Annotated in this window: 14 protein-coding genes and 2 CRISPR repeat arrays (1 of these 16 cut by a window edge); of the genes, 9 read left to right on the top strand and 5 right to left on the bottom strand. The window is 67.3% G+C overall.

Features of this window, described 5'->3' with window-relative positions; genetic code table 11:
* Positions 1–2,983: direct repeats of the CRISPR family, unit length 29 nt; unit sequence CGGAACATCCCCGCCCACACGGGGAAAAC; it reaches 3,818 nt to the left of the window's first position.
* Between the two features lie 924 nt (positions 2,984–3,907).
* Together C8263_RS06810 and C8263_RS19805 are read left to right on the top strand one after the other, a co-directional pair.
* Positions 3,908–5,524, top strand: a complete 1,617-nt coding sequence (locus C8263_RS06810) for a tetratricopeptide repeat protein (protein ID WP_233218686.1) — start codon at positions 3,908–3,910, stop codon at positions 5,522–5,524.
* A 53-nt stretch (positions 5,525–5,577) separates the two neighbouring features.
* Positions 5,578–6,597, top strand: a complete 1,020-nt coding sequence (locus tag C8263_RS19805; RefSeq protein WP_107137377.1) for a helix-turn-helix transcriptional regulator — start codon at positions 5,578–5,580, stop codon at positions 6,595–6,597.
* Here the strand turns inward: C8263_RS19805 and C8263_RS06800 are convergent.
* The 3 genes from C8263_RS06800 to C8263_RS06790 are packed head-to-tail and all read right to left on the bottom strand — an operon-like array spanning position 6,570 to position 10,057.
* On the bottom strand, positions 6,570–9,371 hold the full coding sequence (locus tag C8263_RS06800) for a CRISPR-associated helicase/endonuclease Cas3 (RefSeq protein ID WP_107137376.1): 2,802 nt from the start codon (positions 9,369–9,371) through the stop codon (positions 6,570–6,572). The genes C8263_RS19805 and C8263_RS06800 overlap by 28 nt on opposite strands.
* Positions 9,372–9,395: 24 nt before the next feature.
* Positions 9,396–9,794: a PIN domain-containing protein gene (locus C8263_RS06795; protein WP_269845133.1), complete on the bottom strand. Its 399-nt coding sequence runs from the start codon at positions 9,792–9,794 to the stop codon at positions 9,396–9,398.
* 11 nt (positions 9,795–9,805) lie between these two features.
* Positions 9,806–10,057 (bottom strand): type II toxin-antitoxin system Phd/YefM family antitoxin, encoded by a 252-nt coding sequence (locus C8263_RS06790; protein WP_107137374.1) that lies wholly within the window; start codon positions 10,055–10,057, stop codon positions 9,806–9,808.
* 169 nt (positions 10,058–10,226) lie between these two features.
* Between C8263_RS06790 and casA the strand changes: the two genes are divergently transcribed.
* Genes casA through cas2e form a run of 7 tightly spaced genes read left to right on the top strand, consistent with a single transcriptional unit; the run spans position 10,227 to position 16,301 of the window.
* The gene (casA, locus tag C8263_RS06785) at positions 10,227–11,957 is read left to right on the top strand and encodes a type I-E CRISPR-associated protein Cse1/CasA (RefSeq protein ID WP_107137373.1); all 1,731 of its coding nucleotides are present in this window, start codon (positions 10,227–10,229) and stop codon (positions 11,955–11,957) included.
* Positions 11,932–12,546: a type I-E CRISPR-associated protein Cse2/CasB gene (gene casB / locus C8263_RS06780; protein WP_233218685.1), complete on the top strand. Its 615-nt coding sequence runs from the start codon at positions 11,932–11,934 to the stop codon at positions 12,544–12,546. Before casA ends, casB begins: the two co-directional genes overlap by 26 nt.
* Entirely contained in the window at positions 12,543–13,715 is a 1,173-nt protein-coding gene (gene cas7e / locus C8263_RS06775) for a type I-E CRISPR-associated protein Cas7/Cse4/CasC (RefSeq protein WP_107137372.1), read from the top strand. Before casB ends, cas7e begins: the two co-directional genes overlap by 4 nt.
* A gap of 3 nt (positions 13,716–13,718) precedes the next feature.
* Entirely contained in the window at positions 13,719–14,390 is a 672-nt protein-coding gene (gene cas5e / locus C8263_RS06770; protein ID WP_107137371.1) for a type I-E CRISPR-associated protein Cas5/CasD, read from the top strand.
* The gene (gene cas6e / locus C8263_RS06765; RefSeq protein WP_107137370.1) at positions 14,390–15,037 is read left to right on the top strand and encodes a type I-E CRISPR-associated protein Cas6/Cse3/CasE; all 648 of its coding nucleotides are present in this window, start codon (positions 14,390–14,392) and stop codon (positions 15,035–15,037) included. Before cas5e ends, cas6e begins: the two co-directional genes overlap by 1 nt.
* Before the next feature lie 3 nt (positions 15,038–15,040).
* The gene (cas1e, locus tag C8263_RS06760) at positions 15,041–15,988 is read left to right on the top strand and encodes a type I-E CRISPR-associated endonuclease Cas1e (RefSeq protein WP_107137369.1); all 948 of its coding nucleotides are present in this window, start codon (positions 15,041–15,043) and stop codon (positions 15,986–15,988) included.
* Entirely contained in the window at positions 15,969–16,301 is a 333-nt protein-coding gene (gene cas2e / locus C8263_RS06755; protein ID WP_107137368.1) for a type I-E CRISPR-associated endoribonuclease Cas2e, read from the top strand. Before cas1e ends, cas2e begins: the two co-directional genes overlap by 20 nt.
* 68 nt (positions 16,302–16,369) lie before the next feature.
* Positions 16,370–20,361: a CRISPR direct-repeat array (repeat unit 29 nt; unit sequence GTTTTCCCCGTGCAGGCGGGGATGTTCCG).
* Between the two features lie 167 nt (positions 20,362–20,528).
* Here cas2e and cobU read toward each other — a convergent pair.
* Together cobU and C8263_RS06745 are read right to left on the bottom strand one after the other, a co-directional pair.
* Entirely contained in the window at positions 20,529–21,038 is a 510-nt protein-coding gene (gene cobU / locus C8263_RS06750; RefSeq protein ID WP_107137486.1) for a bifunctional adenosylcobinamide kinase/adenosylcobinamide-phosphate guanylyltransferase, read from the bottom strand.
* Between the two features lie 73 nt (positions 21,039–21,111).
* Positions 21,112–22,446, bottom strand: coding sequence for a cobyrinic acid a,c-diamide synthase CobB (locus tag C8263_RS06745; protein WP_233218684.1), 1,335 nt, complete (start codon positions 22,444–22,446; stop codon positions 21,112–21,114).
* Positions 22,447–22,484 lie beyond the last annotated feature (38 nt).

The following is a 22,484-nucleotide window of genomic DNA, read 5'->3' as shown; positions in this document are numbered from 1 at the left end:
GGTGAGAAGTGCGGCGCTGGGCTGGCGGAACATCCCCGCCCACACGGGGAAAACACGCCGCCCAGCTGACCCCACGTAGCGGCCCGCGGAACATCCCCGCCCACACGGGGAAAACTGATGACCGCCACGAACGGCAACAAAGAGGACCGGAACATCCCCGCCCACACGGGGAAAACCCAGCCAAATGGCTGGACTATGCGTTTCAGACCGGAACATCCCCGCCCACACGGGGAAAACCCCCGATTGCCCCTCAGAGAACAGCTGAGGGGCGGAACATCCCCGCCCACACGGGGAAAACTTCCGCTGGCGGGTGGTAAACATGGCGCGCGCCGGAACATCCCCGCCCACACGGGGAAAACGCGAACGCAGCTCCCAGGTTGACCATCAGAGCCGGAACATCCCCGCCCACACGGGGAAAACTTTCAGGCGGGGATGGAAGGCCCCCGGCGTCGCGGAACATCCCCGCCCACACGGGGAAAACCCTACTGGCAGGCTCGATACCCGCGCTACCACCGGAACATCCCCGCCCACACGGGGAAAACATCGCGGGTCTGCCTCTGAAGAATCATCAGCCCGGAACATCCCCGCCCACACGGGGAAAACGCGCATCTGCAGGGCGAGGCGCATCATGTGGTCGGAACATCCCCGCCCACACGGGGAAAACCCTGCTGGCTGACAGTGAAGATGCGGTGTTCGCGGAACATCCCCGCCCACACGGGGAAAACACGGCAGCGTGAAGTACAACGCCCGGCAGCACCGGAACATCCCCGCCCACACGGGGAAAACGTATATCAGGGAACGGCCTATGTGGTTCGCCACGGAACATCCCCGCCCACACGGGGAAAACAGGAGGTGAGACATGATTGACAAAGTGATTCCCGGAACATCCCCGCCCACACGGGGAAAACTCAAGTCGGAACCTTTCTGGGTCCATGTCCGTAGGAACATCCCCGCCCACACGGGGAAAACGCATCAAAATGCAGGTTGCGCGCAATCTCTTTCGGAACATCCCCGCCCACACGGGGAAAACTTGATCAGCTGCGCGGCCTTCACGACCTGACGCGGAACATCCCCGCCCACACGGGGAAAACCCGGTGGCTACCGAACTGCCCGGCACGCCGGTCGGAACATCCCCGCCCACACGGGGAAAACGAGCCAGCCGCTCATGGCGGTGGCCAGTTCCCCGGAACATCCCCGCCCACACGGGGAAAACGGATTCAGGTACTCCTGAATCTTGGCCACGGTCGGAACATCCCCGCCCACACGGGGAAAACGTGCAGGCTGAGCGCACGCACATCCGCGAGGACGGAACATCCCCGCCCACACGGGGAAAACGCCGCTGTAGGTGCTGCCGGGTACAGGTGTGGCGGAACATCCCCGCCCACACGGGGAAAACTTCCGCCGTCGCCATGCTCTCGGCGGTGTCAGCGGAACATCCCCGCCCACACGGGGAAAACGGCAATCTGCGCAGGCGTTGCCGACGGGCGTTCGGAACATCCCCGCCCACACGGGGAAAACCGGCGCGGGCGGCGTAGACAGCGCGCGTCACGCGGAACATCCCCGCCCACACGGGGAAAACCAGGGCCACGCGGCCGGGCGCCTGCCGGTCGTCGGAACATCCCCGCCCACACGGGGAAAACTCACTCGTCAGCCAGTGGGCCAGGGCAATGTCCGGAACATCCCCGCCCACACGGGGAAAACTACCGCATCGACTAAAGGAGCGCCATGAAACTCGGAACATCCCCGCCCACACGGGGAAAACTTTGGCTCTGACTGGCATCAACCCAAATCCACCGGAACATCCCCGCCCACACGGGGAAAACGCCTGCAGGAGTTGCAGGCCGAGGTGGCCGCACGGAACATCCCCGCCCACACGGGGAAAACCCCGGCTGGCGACCGCAGAAGAAGCGCTGGACAGGAACATCCCCGCCCACACGGGGAAAACGCCTGGATGACCTGCAGTTCATGCTGGCCGTGCGGAACATCCCCGCCCACACGGGGAAAACTTCAAGGGCTGCTGCCGCCCGGGGGCCGCTCTCGGAACATCCCCGCCCACACGGGGAAAACGTCCAGCTCAGCCCGGCGTTCACGCCACTGCGCGGAACATCCCCGCCCACACGGGGAAAACTATATCGAGCAGGTCAATCACCGCGAGCGGCCCGGAACATCCCCGCCCACACGGGGAAAACGGGCCTGAGGCCCTCGGGCACGCCGTGCACCCCGGAACATCCCCGCCCACACGGGGAAAACCACGATCAGACGGTTGCGCTTCAGGGCAAAGGCGGAACATCCCCGCCCACACGGGGAAAACCCCGCGAGGGGCTGGCCCAGCGCAACAAGCTGCGGAACATCCCCGCCCACACGGGGAAAACCTCTTCGCACTCCAGTGCGATAACGCCGCGTGCGGAACATCCCCGCCCACACGGGGAAAACACCCCAAAGTAGTTGAGTACCTGTCGGCAGAACGGAACATCCCCGCCCACACGGGGAAAACGACCCCGCGCTGCTGGCGAAGGCCAAGGCCAAAGGAACATCCCCGCCCACACGGGGAAAACGACAGCTACCAGGGGCTGGCCGCCAACTTCGACGGAACATCCCCGCCCACACGGGGAAAACTAACCTGCCCTGTGCGATCAGGCAGAGGACCACGGAACATCCCCGCCCACACGGGGAAAACCTGGCCCCAGACCGCGAAGTGCGCGGGGTCGTCGGAACATCCCCGCCCACACGGGGAAAACGTGGCCGTGCCCACCGCCGCCGCGCCGCAGACCGGAACATCCCCGCCCACACGGGGAAAACGTCCTGAGCGCGCCCATGACCTTCGGCGCCCGCGGAACATCCCCGCCCACACGGGGAAAACGCCCACCCCCCAGCAGGTCCAGGCCCTGGCGCGCGGAACATCCCCGCCCACACGGGGAAAACGGGCCCAGGCCCAGGGATGGCTCAAGCACAATCGGAACATCCCCGCCCACACGGGGAAAACACTCTGGAACGCCAGCGTTTAGAGGCCACACCTGGCCTGAAGTCCCTCCAGCCGGCGCGGATACAGCTTACATTTTCATGCATCCCGGCGTGAGCCTGCCCGGAGTGTAGGGCCCGCAGGCGCCGCCGGCCAGAGGGCGGCGCAGCGGCATCGGACCGACGTCACGTTTTGACGCCTGGCCCCAGCAAGCTGAATCCATCGCCAGAGAGGGCCACACCCGGCACCTTTCCCCTGATCAGGTGGCGGTTTGACCACTGTTCTCCGCCCGGCTTGCCAGGGCCACGCTGCGACGTACGCGCGCCGTGGCCCGGAAGCCCTCACCATCCATGACCCCACGCGGGGCCATGTCAGGGGTTGCCATGTCGAAAGTTGCCTTTACGTTCCGCTCGGTGTTGCTCGTGTTCTGCCTGGGGGCCGCGGCGCTGTCTGCCGCCGCAGCGCCGCAGGCCCATGGAGGACAGCTGGTTGCCGGAGACGACACAAAGGGGGGGACGCCGGTCGGGTAAACGAGCACGGAGGGCAGCGGGGTGGGGGCCAGCCTCACCCTGCTTCGCCTGTTGGGGGCGCTTTAAGTGCCTCGCCCCTCTCCCATTCCAACGTTGCATACGTGTTCCGAAAAATTCCGTAACGAGTTGCGGAATTTTTTCGACCAGAGGGAGCAGGAAAAAAGACGGAGTTCCGGGAATTGGAGGAACATCCGGCTCTTTCCCGGATGTTACGGAAATGAACGGAATCCGTATCAGAACAGCGCAGAAACGTTTCCATTCCCGGTGCGAGGCACTTTGTTCGCCACTCGCTCTGCTGGGTTGATCTCAAGATCAACAGCGAGATACTTAAGCTGTGCCCGTGCACTCTCCCCTCTTGCCCTGGCCCGCGTGGCGGCAGTCTCTTCAGGCATTGATTCAGACAGGGCCTGAAAACGGGTTGACGCTGACTTTTCGCCGAGCAGTGGAAGAAGCCCGTGGGCCGGACGAGTTTGCCGAACTGCTGGCGCTGCTGGAGCAGGCCGGCGCCGCCTGGGCGCTGGGGCCAGAGGCCACGCGGTGGCAGTGGCGGTGCGCCGCCAACCTGCCGGATGGGCCTGGGCGCATAGAGGCGTGGGTGCGCGGCGCCGCGGCCCTTGAGCCTTTTATGCAGGTGTACCAGGCCTGGGCCCTGGCCAAACGGGAGCACTTTGACCAGGCGCAGGCCGCAGCTGCACAGGCGCTGGCCCACCCGGCCGAGCTGTCCCTCTTCGAGCGCCGCCTGGCCTACCGGACGCTGGCCCGCTCGCGCCTGATGCTGGGCGCGGGCGGGTGGGAGAAAGCCGCGCAGGAGGCGCTGCGTGACCTGGGAGGCGTCAGCCGCGGCCTGACGCTGCTTGACCTGGGCGCGGCGCTGAGCCACCGGGGGCGGGAGGCCCAGGCCATGAGGCTGTTCAGTGAAGCGCTGCCCCTCCTGGAGCGCGTCCCCGAGCACCTGGACTGGGGACTGAACAATATGGCGATGGTGTGCCTGCGGTTGGGACGGCTGACCGAAGCCGACACCTTTTTTGGACGAGCGAGCCGCCTGAAGACGCCCTTTGCTCGCCGGGCGCTGTGCGGTCAGGCGGCCGCGCGGCGCGCGCTGGGCGAATGGGCCCGCGCCGCGTCGCTGTACGAGCGCGCCGCCGACCTGGCCCGCACCGCTGAAGACGAGGACGATCTGCGCCAGGCCCTGCGCGGGCTAGGGCACACCTGGCGCCTGGCCGGTCAGGTGCCGCGGGCGCTCGAGCCCTTGCAGAGCGCGGCCGTGGCGGTGGCCGCCGACCGGCAGGCTGGCGTGTCATGGGTGAACGTGGATCTGGCAGCGGCGTACGTGAACTGGCCCCAGCGAGACGCCGACCTGGACGTGGCCCAGATCGGCGATCTGCTGTCACGCACCGGACCCCTGGGCCAGGAAGACCAGGGCCGGGCCACCCTGGTCCGAGCCGAGGTTTTGCGACGGACCGGGCAGCCGGACGCCGCCTGCGCCCTGCTACGTACCCTGCCGCGCGAGCCGCTGTGGATGCGGGAAGAAGCGCACGCTTTCGCCGACCTGTTTGCGCTGCTGCCTGAAGCCGAGCGCCCCCCACCCCTGCCCCGCTGCGCGCAGCTGGTGGTGGCGCTGCGGGTGATGGGCGTGCCGGACGTGCGGCTGGGGGGCCGGCCCCTCCCTCTGGCGCCGGCCCCACTGGTGGCGCTGTGCGCGCTGGTGGAGGCCGGCGGCCGCCTGACCACAGAAACATTGATGGACGTACTGCGGCCCGGGGGTGACAGCGCGCGCACGGAGCGCCAGAAGGGGCAGCGGGTGTCGGCCGTCATGCGCCAGCTCCGCAGCGCCCTGGGCTGGGAAGCCAGCGTGGTCAGTCGGGGCGGCGCCTACCACCTCGACGACACAGTGCGGTGGACCTCCGACGTCCTGCACGCGCTGCAGCGGGGCGAGCGCATTGAGGCCTACTGCACCGGCATCCACCTCCCCTGGGCCGCGGCGCGGGAACAGCAGTTGATACTGGGCGGCTCAGATGATTGGCTGGATCACTAGGTATTCCCGGCGCAGCGACACCCCCGCGACACTCCGCCGCTACGCTGCCTCACATGGCCGACGCTGACCCACCGAGCCCAGAAGCGCCCCCCCGCCGCGCCCGCCGGGAAGCCAAGACCTGGGACAAGGCGAGGCGGCTGGTGCGGGTTCAGGACTTGCTCAAGACCCGGCCCTACAGCACCGCCGAACTGGCCCGGAAGTTGGAGGTGGGGCAGCGCAGCATTCAGCGCGACATGGAAGTGCTGGAGGCCATGCAGGTGGGGCTACAAAGAGACGACCGGGGGCACTATTTCATTCACCTGAAGGCGGACCTGCCGCGCCCGGCAGAGACGCTGGTGGCCTACGCCGCGCTGCGCCTGGCGCACCATCACGCCCCGGCCCTGGCCAACCATTACCGCCAGGCCCTGGAGTACCTGTCGCGCGCCCTGCCCGACCACATTCGCCACACCCTGAATGCCAGCGTGCGCGACACGGGCTCGGCGCAGTTTGCCGAGCGGCAAATGGAGCGGGTGGCCCAGGCCTGGGTGGACCGGCGGGTGCTGACCTTCGACTACCAGCGGCCCAACGGTCTGCTGGAGCGCGGCAATGAGCTGTGCGTGTACTTCATCGAGATCAGCCGCACCAACCTCGCTCCCTACGTGATTGGCCTGGAGCGCCGTCACCGCGGCAAGATTCGCACCTTCAAGCTTTCACGCATGCAGAATCTGGAGCTGCACCCCGAGACCTACGAGCCCGACGCCAGGTTCGAGCCCAAAGCCTTCCTGAGCGACGCCTGGGGCGTGATTGGCGGCGGCGAAAGTATCCGGGTGCTGGTCCGCTTTGCCCCCGAAGCGGCATACCGCGTGCTGGAAGGGGGCTTTCCGAACGCCCAGATCGTGAAGCGCGACGGCTTCGTCGAGATGGAATTCAGCGCCGGCACCGACGCCAAAGGCTTTCCCCTGGAACTGATGCCCTTCCTGCTGAGCTGGGGCCCGCGCGCCGAGGTGCTGGGCCCGCCGCACGTGCGCGCCCACTGGCTTCAGGAGTTGCGAGAGACGCTGCGGCGCTATGACTCGGAAGAAACAGAACGGTAGACCAGTCCCAATTCCGGGTCCAGTTCGACTTCCAGGTTGCCGACGGTGACTTTCCGGTTCACCAGCGGCAGGGGCACGCTGTCGCGCAGCAAGGGATCGTCGGTCCAGCTCGCATGAGGCGGAGCGAGGTCCGGCGCACGGTGAACCAGTTCCCGCCGTGAGACACGCAGGCTGCGCTTGAAAATGGCGGCGGCCTGCGCCCGGTCCAGCTTGCCCACGCCTCTGCCAATGCGGGCTGGCTTTTTGCCTTCTGGGTCCAGAAAGTACCCGCTGCCGATCTCATGCACAGGCACCAGGCGAACATTCTGCTCGCCCAGGCGGGTCTGGGGCCACTCATCGTCATGGGCGGGTTCACCGTCGGGTTCGGGGCGCACCACAGGAACAGTGTTGAAAAAGCTCTCGGGGTTGCCGATGTGCGCGAGGTCCCCGAAGCGTCCCTCATTGTCCTGCTGGTTCAGAAACTTCGCTGTCGCCGCGTCCAGTTGCGCCCGCCGGTCATCTTCCAGCGTGAACCACTCGCCTTCCCCGTACACGTCCTGCACGAGGGTGTCCAGATCGGCGGGAAGGCGAATCTGGCCCCCGTCCTTCAGCCGCAGCCAGGTGCGGTAGAGCAGGTGCGGGGCGTAGACCCACTGCCACCTGAGCGTTTCCATCGCAGCAGCGGGCCAGGTGTCCAGCCCCGCCACCCACAGGTTCGGTGTGCCGTGACCGTGCCTGCGGCCTGCATTCCCCGCGTGCCGGTGCAGCCGTCCGGCCCGCTGAAGCAGCAGGTCCACCGGCGCGAGGTCCGAAATCATCACGTCCGCGTCGAAGTCCAGGCTCTGCTCGGCCACCTGCGTGGCAATCAGAATGAGGCGACGCGGGCGGTAATCCGCCTTCTGGACGCCCAGTTCCCTGTTCTCGTAGGGCTGCGGGCCAAGGTACCTCAGCACCGCCGTTTCGCGTGTTCCCCGGTCCTCGGCCGGATAGCGGGCGTGAAAGAGGATGGCGCAGAGGTCTTCCTTCGTTCCCCCCTGGAGTACGGTTCGGAGCCTCCCAACATGCCGCGCCTGAATCTCGCTGAACACGTCCTGCGCCCGTTGCACTGTGTTGACGATCACGGCCACGCAGCCCCCATCCACCGCGAGGTCCAGCGCCTTCTGCGCCACCTCCTCCACCGAAGCGCCAAGCGCCCGCACGGTAATGGGGGTTTGGGTGCGGCTGCTGGCGATGTGCTGAGATCGCGCCTGTGTACCCTGTGCCACGGTGAGGCGGGGATAGGGGGCCGTTTCACCCTCCTCCCGCGTGGTCCAGGCGTCCAGCAACTGGCGGCGGCTCGCAGCGGGCAGGGTGGCACTCATCAGGATGACCGAACTGCTCAGGGCCTTCAGCCAGCGCAGCAGCGCATAGATGAGGTGACTGGTGTACGTATCGTAGGCGTGAATCTCGTCCAGCAGCACCACGCGGTTGCCCAGGCCCCACAACCGCACGAACTGGTGCGGGATGCCCAGCACGCCCAGCAGCGCCTGGTCCACCGTGCCCACGCCGTACTCGCTGAGGCCCGCGCGTTTGCGGGCGCTGAACCAGCTCTCGGCGCGCACGTTCAGCCGGGCCTCGTCGGCGGTGGCGGAATCGTTCTGCGGGTTGAGGGTCCGCGTGATGCTTTCCTGATAGGCCTCGTTCAGAAGTGCGCCGCCGTGCATCAGTTGAAGGTCCGGCTCGATGTCTCGCTGCGAAGCCTCGTGCAGAAAGCGGCGAAAGCGCGTGTACATGGCGTTTCCGGTCGCCTGGGTGGGCAGGGCGACGTATAGGCCCCGGTGCCCCAGCTTGGTTTGCAGCCACGTCGCCGCATGCAGGCCCGCCTCGGTTTTGCCCTCGCCCATGGGCGCTTCGACCAGAATCAGCGTGGGTTCGGCGCTCAGGGTGGGAAGAATGGCGGCCAGTTGCTCCTGCAGGGCGCGGGGCACAAAGCCGGGGAGATAGGCGAACATCTCGGCAGGCGCCTGAACTCCAGGTTGCAGCGGCTCGCGCCGGGTCCAGCCGATCTTCTCCAGCTTGTCGCGTGCCTTGCCGCGTGCCTTTTCGAAATACGCCGCCGGGTCCAGCATGGGAAGCGGGTCCACCTGCGCGGGTACCTCGAAGCTGCTGCCCACCCAGTCGGCGAAGCTGGTCAGCCCGGCGAGGCGCATGTACGCGGGGGCCGAGAGGTCGGTGAGGGCAGGCGCAGTTCTTACCCCCACCGCCTGCAAGACCTTCTTGAACAGCGTGCGCTGGGCCATTTCCCAGTCGCCCCCACCGCGCTCGTGGGTAGGAATCTGGAGGCCCTGCCTGGAGGTGGGCCGCCCGTGGTGACACCCGACGGCATCCGCGACCCTTTCCGCCACGCTCCGGCTCCACCGCACCTTCTGAAGCAGTTCGGAGAGCAGCAGTTGCGAGACCTCCCCGTGCGGAACGTTCGTGGTCCCCGCGCCTGCCACCAGCCGCTCCACGCCAGCAAGCGGCCTCTTTTCCGCCATGTCCCAGAGGGCCTGAAAGGTCGGGCTGGCCTTGCCCAGGTCATGGAGCCCGGCCAGCGCACAGACCCAGCGGCGGGCCATGTCCACGTCCAGCCCGTAGTCCTCGGCCAGAAGGGCAAGCGTACGCGGCGGTTCCAGCTCCAGAATCTCCCAGGTGCAGGCGGCCACGTCCAGCAGGTGCGTCAGGACGGGCAGGTAGCGCCCATCGCCCGGCTTGCCGTCGCCCCGACGGTCACTCTTGGCCCACAGATACCACGCCTGCTGTGTCGCTCGGTCCATGCCTCAGCGTAAGAGGCCAGTGCGTCAAATCGTGTCGCCCATCCAGTCGGCCAGCCGCAGACCGTCCACCCGCTCGTACTCGCGCGTGTTGTGGGTCACCAGCATGAGGCCCCGCGCCAGAGCCATCCCCGCATTCAGAAGGTCATAGGGCTGGGTGGGCTGGCCCTGTTGTCGCAGCGCCACGCGGATGTGCGCCGTAATCAGTGCGTCCTGCGGCCCGTAGTCCAGCACTGTGACCTGCGGAAGCCACAGGCTCAGGGCCGCTTCCACCGCCGCCCGGCGGGCGGGCTTGAGACTCAGGCCGAACTCCAGCTCCATCAGGGTCACGCTGCTGACGGCCAGTTCGGTCAGGGGTGTGGCAGCCAGATGACGGCGAACTGCGCCTTCTCCCCGCACGGCGAGGCTGATGGTGTCGGTGTCCAGCAGAAGGCGGATCAGAAGAGGTCCCGCTCGGGCAGGGGCCGCAGGTCGTCGCCAGGAATCTCGAAGTCAGCCAGTTCGGGGGCAGGCGGAGAAGTGAAGAAGGACAGTGCCTCTGGGGACCATTGACGCCCTGCCCCGCCCACGGCCGTCAACTGGACAGCAGGTTTCCCGTTCCGTGCGATCACCACGGTTTCCCCACGCTCGGCGGCGTCTACCAGTTTGCTGAGCTGCGTTTTGGCGTCGTGCATGTTAAAGACGGTCATGGCTCCTCCTTAGCTAAGATGTTAGCTGGGCAACTCATCCTGAAAAGCAACTTGCTCGCAGAGAGGTGAAGCCAATGGACTCAGCTTTCCTTCTCGTAACAGGAGGCTCTTCTTCTCTGCGACAACCCGGCGACACCCCTCCTTCACACTTCCCAAAGGAGGTGCAACCTTGGCTGGCTTTTCGCTTCTTGACGAGGGCTGGATTCCCGTTCGTCCGCTGGAAGGCGGCGCGGTCCGGTTCGTGGGCCTACACGAGGCGCTGATGCAGGCCCGGACGTTCGAGCGCATAGATGACCCCTCGCCGCTGGTAACGGTGGCTCTATATCGCCTGTGTCTGGCCGTGCTTCACCGGGCGCTGCGAGGCCCAAAGGACGCGGCGCAGGCCGCAGAGTGGTACAGCAGTAGTTTCCCCTATGAGGCCATTCAGGCATATCTAGACACCCACGCGGACCGCTTCGATCTGTTCCACGAGACGCAGCCCTTCATGCAGGTGGCGGACCTGACGCCTGAACTGGACGGCGGCAAATACCTGAGCCACTGGACGCGCCTGGGCACTGAGGTGGGCAGCGCGAACACCACGGCGCTGTTCAATCCGGCAGGGCGGCCCGGCGGCGAGCGGAACGACGCCATCTCCCCTGCCGAGGCTGCGCGGCGCTTGCTGGAGCATCAGACCTTCGCGCTTGAGGGACTAATTAGGCGTTTTGCTTTTAGAGCTGAGGATGCTCCAGTTGCGGAATCCGCACTCACGCTGCCGCAGGGGCGCACGCTGCACGAGACGCTGTGCCTCAATCTGGTGCCCTACGTTGCCGGCGATGACGCGCCCGCCTGGGAGCAGCCGCCACTGAGCGCCGGAACGGTACAGAAGCTGTATGAGGGGGGCGCGGACCTCTCGTGCGTGGTCCGGGGCCTGACCGACCATTACTCCTGGGTCAGCCGCTCGGTGCGTCTGATCCCCGAGGAGGACGCCACTGTCCGGTTCATCGGCTTCGCGGCAGGCATCCCATTCAAGAACACGCTGGAGGAAACGGGCAAGACGGTGGACCCGATGGTGGCAACGGTGCCAAGCCGTAATCCGAAGAAACCTTTGCCCTTTCCGCAGAAATTGCGCCGGGAGCAACTGTTCTGGCGCGACGTACTGGCGTTACTGCCCGAGCCGCAAAACCAACGGGAAGTTGTAGAGAAGGGCAAGGCGGCGGGTCAGGTCATTCGCGTGAAGGGCACGCCTCCCGCCAGCGTCTACCATGCCCGCGAGGTGCTGAGAGCGCTGGAGGAACAGGGCAGAAGTAGTGGTATCGGTGGCAGCTTCGACCTCGACGCCTTGGATGACGCCTCAGCTAGCCGTTACGCATACGCGCAACCCGTTATCCCGGTAAGTGTGTTCGGGCAGCTCATCAGTAAAGACGGCACGAAAGTTTACTCGTACCGGCAGGAGGGTTACACCCTGCCCCACGCCTTCGTCGAGGACCCGCAGCGCTTTACCGACGAGGTCTTCACTGCCCTGGAAGCGGCCAAGCATGCGGGCGGTGGCCTGAAGCAGGCCATTCGCCGCCTCGTAACGGAAACCCTCGCGCGCGGCGGTGAGCGCGAGCCGCACAAGGACGACGTAAACAGGCTGATGGACCAGCTTCCCGCCGAGGCGACGTTCTGGGCGCGGCTGGAAGCGCCGTTCCGGCAGTACCTCGCCGCGCTGGACGACTCGCCCACCGAGGCCGCAGCGGAGTGGCGGCGTACCCTCACCCGCACCGCCTGGAACGCCTGGGCATTCGCCTGTCAGGGCGTGGGCGAGGGCGCAGCCGCGCTGCGGGCGGCCAGCCTCGCGGGCGGCCTGCTCGCCTCGGCCCTGAAAGACCTCGCCCCCCCACCGGAGGAACCCCGTGACCGCGTCCCAACTGCCCCCTGACCCCCTCACCCTGGAGCGCGAGTTCTTCGCCCGCCTGGGCCGACTGGAACGCGGCCCCCTCGCCGAGCTGCGCCGCACGCTGGCCGACGATCAGCCCGGCGACAGCGGGCAGTGGCTCCAGCGGTACATCTTCCTTTCGGGGCTGGAGCGGGGCAACCGCCGGATGCAGTTTCTGGTGGCGGCCCTATACGCCTTGATCGAGCGCCCCCACGACGACGAGACGGAGGAAGAAGCCGCAGACCGCGCTGCCCGTGAAGGCAAATCCCTGGGCTGGCTGCTGGGTACCCTCTACCGCGAGCAACAGGAGCGCCCCAGCACCGAGAAGCGCTTCCTGGCGCTGCTGGACGCCGACGAGGAGGCCCTGCCCTACCAGCTGCGGCAGGCCGTGGCCCTGCTGAAGGGCAGCGACGTGAAGCCCGACTGGGCGCAGCTTCTGCGCGACGTGAGCGGCTGGAGTGTGGACGGCTGGGGAGAAGAAGTGCGCCGCCGCTGGGCCAACGACTTCTACCGCGCTGCTCTGCCGCCCCGCCAGAAGACCGAGGCCGAAGATACCCCCGACTCCACCCCCACCCCGGAGGCCCAAGCATGAAAGCCCTGCTCGAACTTCACCTTATCCAGAACTTCGCCCCCAGCAACCTCAACCGCGACGACACGGGCAGCCCCAAGGACGCCTATTTCGGCGGGGTGCGCCGCGCCCGCGTAAGCAGTCAGAGCTTCAAGCGCGCCATGCGGATGGATTTCAGGGCCCGCCAGCTGCTGACCCCGGATGAAATCGGCGAGCGCACCAAGCGGGCGCACGAGGCCATCGCGGGGCTGCTGAAGGAGGCCGGGCGCGGCGAGGAGGAAGCTGAGAAGGCTGCCGAACTCGCCCTGGGCGGTTTGGGCCTGCCCGTGAAAGACGGCAAGAGCCAGTACCTGCTGTTCCTGGGCCGCGACGAGTTGCGGCGGGTGGCCGACATCGTGCAGAGCCGCTGGGACGTGTTCGCGGCGGGCCTTCAGGCGGGGAGCGACGAGGGCAAGAAGGGCAAAGGCAAGGCGAGCAAGAAGGCCGAGTTGCCCGACGACCTCGGCAAGCAGCTCAAGAACGCGCTCAACGGTTCCCGCGCCGTAGACATCGCCCTCTTTGGGCGGATGCTGGCCGACCTACCCGACAAGAACGCGGACGCCGCCGCGCAGGTGGCCCACGCGCTGGGCACCCACGCCATGAGCCGCCGCGAGTTCGACTTCTACACGGCGGTGGACGACCTCAAGCCGGGGGACACGGCGGGCGCGGACATGCTGGGCACGGTGGAATTCGGCAGCGCGACCTTCTACCGCTACCTGTGCATCGACCTTGCCAAGCTGCGCGAGAACCTGGGCGGCGACGACGAACTGGTCTTGCGCGGCCTGAAGGCGCTGCTGTACGCCAGCGTGTACGCCGCGCCCACCGGCAAACAGAACACCTTCGCGGCGCACAACCTCCCCAGCTTGATTTCGACCGTCATCCGGCAGGACGCCAGCCCCCGCAACCTCGCCAACGCCTTCGAGGTAGCAGTGAAGGCGAAAGACGGCGGCTACGTCGCCCCCAGCATCGGGAAGCTGGCGACCGAGTGGGAACGGCAGGAACGCATTTTCGGCCAGGGTGGACGCGGGCGGTACGTCAACGCCCACGACGAGGCCGAGGTGAGCGCCCTGGGCGAGCGGCAGCCGAATGTGGAGGCTCTGATCGGCAGCGTGCTGGACGACGTGCGCGCCGTGCTGGGCCAGTTGGGGCAGTGAGACGTGGCGACCTTGCTCATCCGGCTGGTGGGGCCGATGCAGGCGTGGGGCACCCGCAGCCAGTTCGACGACCGCGACACCGAGGCCGAGCCGAGCAAAAGCGGCGTGCTGGGCCTCTGCGCGGCGGCCCTGGGCATTGACCGGGCCGAGCCGATAGACCACCTCGCCGCCCTGCGCTTCGGGGTGCGGGTGGACCGGGAAGGGGTGGTGAGGACCGACTACCACACCGCGCAACTCTTTCCCGGCGAGCGCAAGACGAGCACCAGCGTGACCCGCCGCGCCTACCTCGCGGACGCTGCCTTCTGGGCCGCGCTGGAGGGGGAACGCCCCCTGCTCGAAGCCGTGGACGCTGCCCTGCGAAACCCGTACTGGCCCCTGTGCCTGGGCCGGAGGAGCTTTCCGCCCGCCGAGGCCCTCTGGCAAGGCGGCGGCGTGCGGGACGGCGCACTGCTGGACGTGCTGCGCTCGGCCCCCAGCCTGCGCGGCGAGCGGGATGACCTCAGCGCCCCCTACCGCTTCGTGGTCGACCGGGACGCGGTGCCGGGCGACACGCGCCGCCTCTCGCCCGGCCTGCGCCGCGACGACCCCACCGCGCCCTTCGCCGAGCGCCGCTACGCCCTGCGGGACGTGTGGATGTTCAGCGAAGCGCCCGTCGCGTTGCCGGAGGTGGGCTGATGTACCTCTCGCGCCTGTTTCTGAGCGAGGGAAACCGTCAGGCCAACCAGGACTTACGGAGCCCCTACGCCCTGCACCAGTCGATTCGCTGGGCCTTTCCAGGTGCGGGCGAGGCAGGTGGCCCCCTCCCCGACGGCGAGCGCCTGCTGTGGCGCAACGACGACAGCAAGGGCCTGCTGGTCCAGAGCGTGACCTGCCCCGACTGGCCGGCCCTGGAAGACCGGTGGCCGGGCTATTTCCGGGGGGTAGAGGTCAGACCCCTGAACCTCTCGGGCCTGCGTGAAGGGGACCGCCTGCTGTTCCGGTTGCGGGCCAACGTGACCGTCAGCCGTTACCGCAACGGCCAGGACCGCGCGGCGGACCCCCGTACCAAACGTGAGGCCCTACGCGGCGCGAGGGAGCAACTCGAATGGCTGGACCGTCAGGGCGAACGCGGCGGCTTCACGGTCCTGGGGGCGGACATCGTGCAGAGCGGCAATGTCCGCCTGTACAAGGCGCGGGGCGGGGCACCGATGACCCTCTTCGCCGTGACCTTCGAGGGCCTGCTGGCGGTGGAGAACGCTGATCAACTCGCCCAGACCGTTCAGGGGGGCATCGGCAAGGCCAAATCGCTGGGTTTTGGCCTGCTGAGCCTCGCGCGGGGGTAAGCCATGACGGACCAGAGCCAGGCCGTGGTCTGGAAAAAACAGAACCTGCGCGAATTGCCCAAGTTCAGGGACGGCACGTCCTACCTGTACCTCGAACACAGCACCCTGGAGCAGGACGGCCGCAGCATTCGAGCCTTTCACCCCGAAGGGATGGTCACCATTCCCTGTGCCAGCCTGGGCGTGCTGCTGCTGGGGCCAGGCACCAGCATGAGCCACAGCGCCATGAAGGCCTTATCCGACACGGGCTGCTCGGTGCTGTGGGTGGGCGAACAGGGCGTGCGGCTGTATGCCAGCGGCGTGGGCGAGTCTCGCAAGTCCGACCGCCTGATGCGGCAGGCCCGGCTGTGGGCCAGTCCCCGCAGCCGTGAGCGGATCGTGCGGCAGATGTACACCATGCGCTTTCCCGAAGGGCTGCCGGAGAACCTCACCCTGCAGCAGATTCGCGGGCGTGAGGGGGCGCGGGTGCGGGACCTGTACGCCCGCTACAGCAAGGCGCACGGTGTCAAGTGGGAGGAGCGCAAGTACAACCGGGGCAACTGGGACGCGGCCAGCCCGATCAACAAGGCCATCAGCAGCGGCACGGCCTGCCTGTATGGCCTGGCGCACGCGGCGATCCTGAGCTGCGGGTACAGTCCGGCGCTGGGCTTCGTACATACGGGCAAGCAGCTCAGCTTCGTCTATGACGTGGCGGACCTCTACAAGATGGAAGTCGTGATGCCGGTCGCCTTTCAGGAAGCGGCGCGGGGCGGTGAGGAGATTGACCGCCGCGTGCGCCTGGCCCTGCGCGACCACATGAAGCAGCTGCGGCTGCTGGAGCGCATGGCGAACGACCTCCTGACCCTGCTGGACGACCGCCACGCCACGGACCCCGAAGACGACGACGTGGGCGAGCTGTGGGACCCGGAAGGGAACGTGCAGGGAGGCATCAACCATGATCGTGATGACCCTTGAACGGGTGCCGCCCAGCCTGCGCGGCGAGCTGACGCGGTGGCTCATCGAGGTCCACACAGGCGTATATGTGGGCAACGTCAGCGCCACCGTCCGCGACCTGCTGTGGGACAAGGCCGTTCAGCACGCCCGCGCGGGCCGCTGCACCCAGATGTTTCGCAGCGCCAATGAGCAGGGCTTTGCAATCCGCATGCACGGCGAGGGGCGGCGCACGCTGGTGGACCTGGAAGGCTACGCCCTCGTGGCCGTCAAGGACGCACGGTATGACACACTGAAAGCGGAGCATGGCCTCTCCGAGGAGCTTGAAACTTTGTAAGGTGTATCACCCTGGGGTGAAGGGACCTCAGGGGACAGGACGGTGGGTTCAGCGCGTCGTTTGAGAGTGTTTTCCCCGTGCAGGCGGGGATGTTCCGAACGGTCTTGGTGTCAATCTTCTTCTCTGGTGGTTTTCCCCGTGCAGGCGGGGATGTTCCGCGCAGGGGAGAACATACGCGCCGGATAACCCGGTTTTCCCCGTGCAGGCGGGGATGTTCCGTTGCTTGGCGATACCCAGGCGAATCAGCACCGGTTTTCCCCGTGCAGGCGGGGATGTTCCGACATGATCTGACTTTGTTAGATCATGTCTCCGGTTTTCCCCGTGCAGGCGGGGATGTTCCGCTGCGCTTGACGCCGTCGATCAGGACCCGGTGGTTTTCCCCGTGCAGGCGGGGATGTTCCGCCGTGGGTCGCCCAGGCGTAGCCCCCGGCGTCGTTTTCCCCGTGCAGGCGGGGATGTTCCGGCCTGACCGTCAGCCCGCTCGACCCGCAGGAGGTTTTCCCCGTGCAGGCGGGGATGTTCCGTGCTACAGATCCTGACCCCGCCCGCCGATGATGTTTTCCCCGTGCAGGCGGGGATGTTCCGCGTCCACCCAGGAAGTGCGCTCAGCAAGCTCCGTTTTCCCCGTGCAGGCGGGGATGTTCCGGGCCAGCTCGGCGGCTTTGATATCGCGGGCATGTTTTCCCCGTGCAGGCGGGGATGTTCCGGGTGGTGCAACAACAAAGATCAACATCAATATGTTTTCCCCGTGCAGGCGGGGATGTTCCGGAACGTATGCCGGGTTTCGCTACCCTTATGGGGTTTTCCCCGTGCAGGCGGGGATGTTCCGGCGCAGGGGCACCCAGTCACAGGCCACACCGTGTTTTCCCCGTGCAGGCGGGGATGTTCCGCCCATTCCTGGCCTGCCTGCTGAGACTGCGTTTTCCCCGTGCAGGCGGGGATGTTCCGGTGGAGACCCCCACCCAGCCCGCCCCCGAGCCGTTTTCCCCGTGCAGGCGGGGATGTTCCGCACCCAGCCCCAACACTCACCCGCCACGGGGGGTTTTCCCCGTGCAGGCGGGGATGTTCCGCGGACCCTCTCCCTGAAGTGGTCTGATGCGCTGTTTTCCCCGTGCAGGCGGGGATGTTCCGCACCCCCGCACCCTGAAACACGAGAAACACAAGTTTTCCCCGTGCAGGCGGGGATGTTCCGCGCTGCGCGAGCGCCAGATTCCCAAAGCGCTCGTTTTCCCCGTGCAGGCGGGGATGTTCCGGACACCCATGACCCTCACTGACGCTCAGCGCAGTTTTCCCCGTGCAGGCGGGGATGTTCCGCGTTGACCAGACCGCTGACCACGCCACCGAACGTTTTCCCCGTGCAGGCGGGGATGTTCCGACCTATGCCGAGACTGGCCGCTACCAGGGCCAGTTTTCCCCGTGCAGGCGGGGATGTTCCGCACTCGCCCTTCTTGAGGGCCCGGCTGGCCTGGTTTTCCCCGTGCAGGCGGGGATGTTCCGGGAGACTGGGCCAAAGGCGGAGTCTCGGTGCAGTTTTCCCCGTGCAGGCGGGGATGTTCCGCCGGCCGAGCGCGCCACGTTGATCGCGGTGGTGTTTTCCCCGTGCAGGCGGGGATGTTCCGCTGGGCAGCAGGTCCGGCCAGCTTGGCGCGGTGTTTTCCCCGTGCAGGCGGGGATGTTCCGCTGGGCAGCAGGTCCGGCCAGCTTGGCGCGGTGTTTTCCCCGTGCAGGCGGGGATGTTCCGTCCGCCGGGCTGATGTAGGTGCTCCCAGGCGCGTTTTCCCCGTGCAGGCGGGGATGTTCCGACCTCCTGTTCGGTCACGACAAACGGCGCGTCGTTTTCCCCGTGCAGGCGGGGATGTTCCGAGGTTGTCGGCGTCGGCGCGGCTGAGGGTGCCGTTTTCCCCGTGCAGGCGGGGATGTTCCGTTCGGCGCGCGAGACTATGTGAGCAAACTCTGGTTTTCCCCGTGCAGGCGGGGATGTTCCGCACTCCTCGGCGCGGCCCTGGACGGCATCACCGTTTTCCCCGTGCAGGCGGGGATGTTCCGAAGGCCCGGAGCCTGCACCACGCCTCCCTGCGGTTTTCCCCGTGCAGGCGGGGATGTTCCGTAAAACCTTCCCCAGAAAAAGCCGCCGCCCTGGTTTTCCCCGTGCAGGCGGGGATGTTCCGTGAGGAGGTGGACCGTGCTATTGCAGAACGTGGTTTTCCCCGTGCAGGCGGGGATGTTCCGCCGTGCTGGTGCAGCAGCCCCCAGATGCCGGCGTTTTCCCCGTGCAGGCGGGGATGTTCCGGTGCGCCGTGGCCCATGAACTCGCCACCCTCGGTTTTCCCCGTGCAGGCGGGGATGTTCCTCTTCCAGGCTCTCGGCCGACTGCCGGTAGGCCGTTTTCCCCGTGCAGGCGGGGATGTTCCGTCAGCGCAGGCGGTGTGAGGCGGCTGAAAATGGTTTTCCCCGTGCAGGCGGGGATGTTCCGGAAGCGGCCATGGCCTCGCGCTTCGTGGCCTCGTTTTCCCCGTGCAGGCGGGGATGTTCCGTGGGTGCTGATTGCGGAGCTGGCCCGCATGTTGTTTTCCCCGTGCAGGCGGGGATGTTCCGGAGCGCGAATACGACTATTACGGCCTGCGTTGGTTTTCCCCGTGCAGGCGGGGATGTTCCGGTGCCCCAGGCGGACCTGAGCGCCTACGCCTTGTTTTCCCCGTGCAGGCGGGGATGTTCCGGCAGCAGCAGACGGCGCGAACCTCACGCCTATGTTTTCCCCGTGCAGGCGGGGATGTTCCGGGAGGCAGAACAGGGCCACCAGCTGCTCGATCGTTTTCCCCGTGCAGGCGGGGATGTTCCGGCCTTGAGTACGCTGCGAGAGTTGCACAAGCCGTTTTCCCCGTGCAGGCGGGGATGTTCCGGCTGGCCCTGCGCGCCGGCCTGGAAGTGGTGGGTTTTCCCCGTGCAGGCGGGGATGTTCCGCAGCACTGCTAGCTTCTGCTCAGCTTGAGCTTGTTTTCCCCGTGCAGGCGGGGATGTTCCGGGCCAGTTGGAGCGCCAGGCCCGTCTGGATGCCGTTTTCCCCGTGCAGGCGGGGATGTTCCGCAGGGCCGGGCGGGCGCGTCGCGCTCGCCCTGGTTTTCCCCGTGCAGGCGGGGATGTTCCGACCTGTTTGATCTGCCATAGAGCGCGATTGACGTTTTCCCCGTGCAGGCGGGGATGTTCCGCCTGTGCGTCAATAACGCGCTTGTCGGAGCTTGTTTTCCCCGTGCAGGCGGGGATGTTCCGACTGCATGCCCAACTGCTTCCGCGAGGCTGGCGTTTTCCCCGTGCAGGCGGGGATGTTCCGGCGTGGCCGCTGGGCTTGGTGATTGTAAACACGTTTTCCCCGTGCAGGCGGGGATGTTCCGTCGTAGAAGCTGGCGTTCGTGGGGTTGAACAGGTTTTCCCCGTGCAGGCGGGGATGTTCCGTCGCCGCGCTCCATGGCGTGCAGCGCGTCGCCGTTTTCCCCGTGCAGGCGGGGATGTTCCGCACCGGCACCACGGCCCGCAGCACGTCCTCAAGTTTTCCCCGTGCAGGCGGGGATGTTCCGGTCACAGCCCGCCGCCTGCAGGGTCAGCAGCAGTTCTCCCCGTGCAGGCGGGGATGTTCCGGTTGAACTACTCGACGGCTACGTTTATGACGAGTTTTCCCCGTGCAGGCGGGGATGTTCCGTTATTCCCGGCGTCATAACACACCACGTCATCGTTTTCCCCGTGCAGGCGGGGATGTTCCGTGCGCCTCTTTGAAACCCACGGTGGGCACCGTGTTTTCCCCGTGCAGGCGGGGATGTTCCGGCGCGCAGCGCGGCGGCCACCCCGGAGACACGGTTTTCCCCGTGCAGGCGGGGATGTTCCGTCCTGGGCGGCACTGTGCAGGTCGGTCACGTCGTTTTCCCCGTGCAGGCGGGGATGTTCCGGCGAACTGTTCCACGATGATGCCCTCGGCCGCGTTTTCCCCGTGCAGGCGGGGATGTTCCGGCCAACATCGAGCGCACCGTGACCCCGCTGGGGTTTTCCCCGTGCAGGCGGGGATGTTTCGTCAGCGAGCGACCAGCGAATTTTGCCCGTGTGGGTGAAGATGAGGACCATCTCCACCCCTTTACAGGATGAAATGACATACGACCAGTCTGTCTCAGAGAAACATCACTGACTGGTCGGCCAGTGTTGTGGTTAAGGAGTGTGCAGAAAGTAGCGGGCTAAGGTGCCTTACGGCAGGCGCAGCGGCCGGCCGCTCACCAGCAGCCACACCTCGTCACTGGCGGCTGCTGCCCGCTGATTCACCCAGCCCAGCAGATCGCGGTAACGCCGCGCCAGGGCATTCTCCGGCACGATGCCAAAGCCCACCTCGTTCGTGACCAGCACGGTCAGCCCACCCCGGGCCTGGGCAGCGGCCAGCAGGGCGTCTGCAGCGCTCAGCACCGCCTCGTCGGGCCAGCCCGCCAGCATCAGGTTGCTCACCCACAGGCTCAGGCAGTCCAGCACCGCGGCGGGCGTCGGGAAGGCGGCCAGTGCCCGGGCCACCTCCAGGGGCTCTTCCACGGTGGGCCAGTCTGCAGGCCGGTCGCGCTGATGCCGGGCAATTCGGGCCGCCATCTCCTCGTCGAACGCCTGCGCGGTCGCCAGATAGGTCACGGGCAGGCCGCTGTCCAGGGCCCGGCGCTCGGCAAAGGCGCTCTTGCCGCTGCGGGCTCCGCCGGTCACCACCACCAGCGTCATGCCCTTGCCCCCGGAGGCCACCGCAGGCCAGCAGAAACCACGGCCGCGCAGCGGGCCACCCGCTTCTGGCCCTTCATGAACACGCCGCCACCAGCCGCGCGGCCAGCAGCGGCTCTGCCCCCAGATGCAGATGGAGGTAGCTGGCCAGCACGTTGCCAGCCGCATAGCCCTCAGTGACCTCCTGGCCGTCCCACCCGGTCCAGCGGTAGGCCGGCCGGGTGGGTGCGTGGGTCAGCACCGAATGGTGAAATTCGTGGCCCCGCAGCGCCGTGCCCGCCGGGGCCAGCACAGAGGCACCCAGCGTGGTGGCCTCGCGGTACCCCAGGGTCAGGTTCGGGGCCATGCGGGTGCGGTAGGGAATCACGCCGCACATCTCGGTACAGGCGCCCGAACCGTCTTCCAGTGTTTCGCCCAGATACATCAGGCCGCCGCACTCCCCCACCACTGGGCGCCCGGAGGCCGCAAACGCCCGCACGGCGCTCCGCATGGACAGATTGGCACTCAGGGCGGCCGCGTGGGCCTCGGGGTAGCCGCCGCCCAGCAGCAGGCCGCCCACCCCGGACGGCAGCCCCGCGTCGCGCAGCGGACTGAAGGGCACCAGTTCAGCGCCGGCCAGCCGCAGTTCATCCAGCGCGTCGGGGTAGTAAAAATGAAACGCCTCGTCCAGCGCGTAGCCCAGCCGCACCCGCCGGGCAGGCAAGGACGCCGCAGGGGCCTGGGGCAGCGCCGGGGCCTGCGCCGCCGCCAGCAGGGCGTCCAGCCTCAGGTGCTGCGCCGCGCCCAGGGCCGCCCCCTCGTCCCACTGGGTCTGCTCGGCGGCCAGCAGGCCCAGGTGCCGTTCAGGCAGGTACAGCGCCGGGGTCTGGGACACGAATCCCAGGACCGGCAACCCCACCTGCGCCAGGGCCACCTCGCACAGGGCCGCGTGCCCGGCGCCGCCCACCCGGTTCAGAATCACGCCGGCCACCCGCAGGCCCGGCCGGAAATCACGCAGACCCGCCGCCACCGCTGCCACGGTGCGGGCCATGCCCGCCGCATCAACCACCAGCACCACCGGGGCGTCCAGCAACGCGGCCAGTTCAGCGGTGGAGTGCTCGTCACTGCTGGGGTCGCGGCCGTCATACAGGCCCATCACGCCCTCCAGAATGCTGATGTCGGCTCCCGCAGCGGCGCGGGCAAACAGGTCGCGGGCGCGCGTCGGGCCCAGCAGAAACGAGTCCAGGTTACGGGTCTGCTGGCCAGCAGCGCGCCCCAGGTGGGTGGGGTCTAGGTAATCCGGCCCCAGCTTGAAGGGCTGCACCCGCAGCCCGCGCGCCCGCAGCGCCAGACACAGCAGCGCCGCCACCGTGGTCTTGCCACTGCCTGAATGCGGCGCGGCGATCACCAGCCGCTTCAACTGGCCTTCCATGGTGCGTGCGCCATCACCCAGCGCGGTCCGCCAGAACC

It is taken from the genome of Deinococcus arcticus (assembly GCF_003028415.1).
In the GTDB taxonomy this organism is placed as follows: domain Bacteria; phylum Deinococcota; class Deinococci; order Deinococcales; family Deinococcaceae; genus Deinococcus; species Deinococcus arcticus.
This window is presented reverse-complemented; position numbering and strand designations above follow the sequence as displayed.

Excerpts from the sequence above, each read along its gene's own strand:
- C8263_RS19805 (WP_107137377.1), top strand. The coding sequence starts at position 5,578 with ATGGCCGACGCTGACCCACCGAGCCCAGAAGCGCCCCCCCGCCGCGCC.
- C8263_RS06800 (WP_107137376.1), bottom strand. The coding sequence starts at position 9,371 with ATGGACCGAGCGACACAGCAGGCGTGGTATCTGTGGGCCAAGAGTGAC.
- C8263_RS06790 (WP_107137374.1), bottom strand. The coding sequence starts at position 10,057 with ATGACCGTCTTTAACATGCACGACGCCAAAACGCAGCTCAGCAAACTG.
- cas7e (WP_107137372.1), top strand. The coding sequence starts at position 12,543 with ATGAAAGCCCTGCTCGAACTTCACCTTATCCAGAACTTCGCCCCCAGC.
- cas6e (WP_107137370.1), top strand. The coding sequence starts at position 14,390 with ATGTACCTCTCGCGCCTGTTTCTGAGCGAGGGAAACCGTCAGGCCAAC.
- cas1e (WP_107137369.1), top strand. The coding sequence starts at position 15,041 with ATGACGGACCAGAGCCAGGCCGTGGTCTGGAAAAAACAGAACCTGCGC.
- cas2e (WP_107137368.1), top strand. The coding sequence starts at position 15,969 with ATGATCGTGATGACCCTTGAACGGGTGCCGCCCAGCCTGCGCGGCGAG.
- cobU (WP_107137486.1), bottom strand. The coding sequence starts at position 21,038 with ATGACGCTGGTGGTGGTGACCGGCGGAGCCCGCAGCGGCAAGAGCGCC.
- C8263_RS06745 (WP_233218684.1), bottom strand. The coding sequence starts at position 22,446 with ATGGAAGGCCAGTTGAAGCGGCTGGTGATCGCCGCGCCGCATTCAGGC.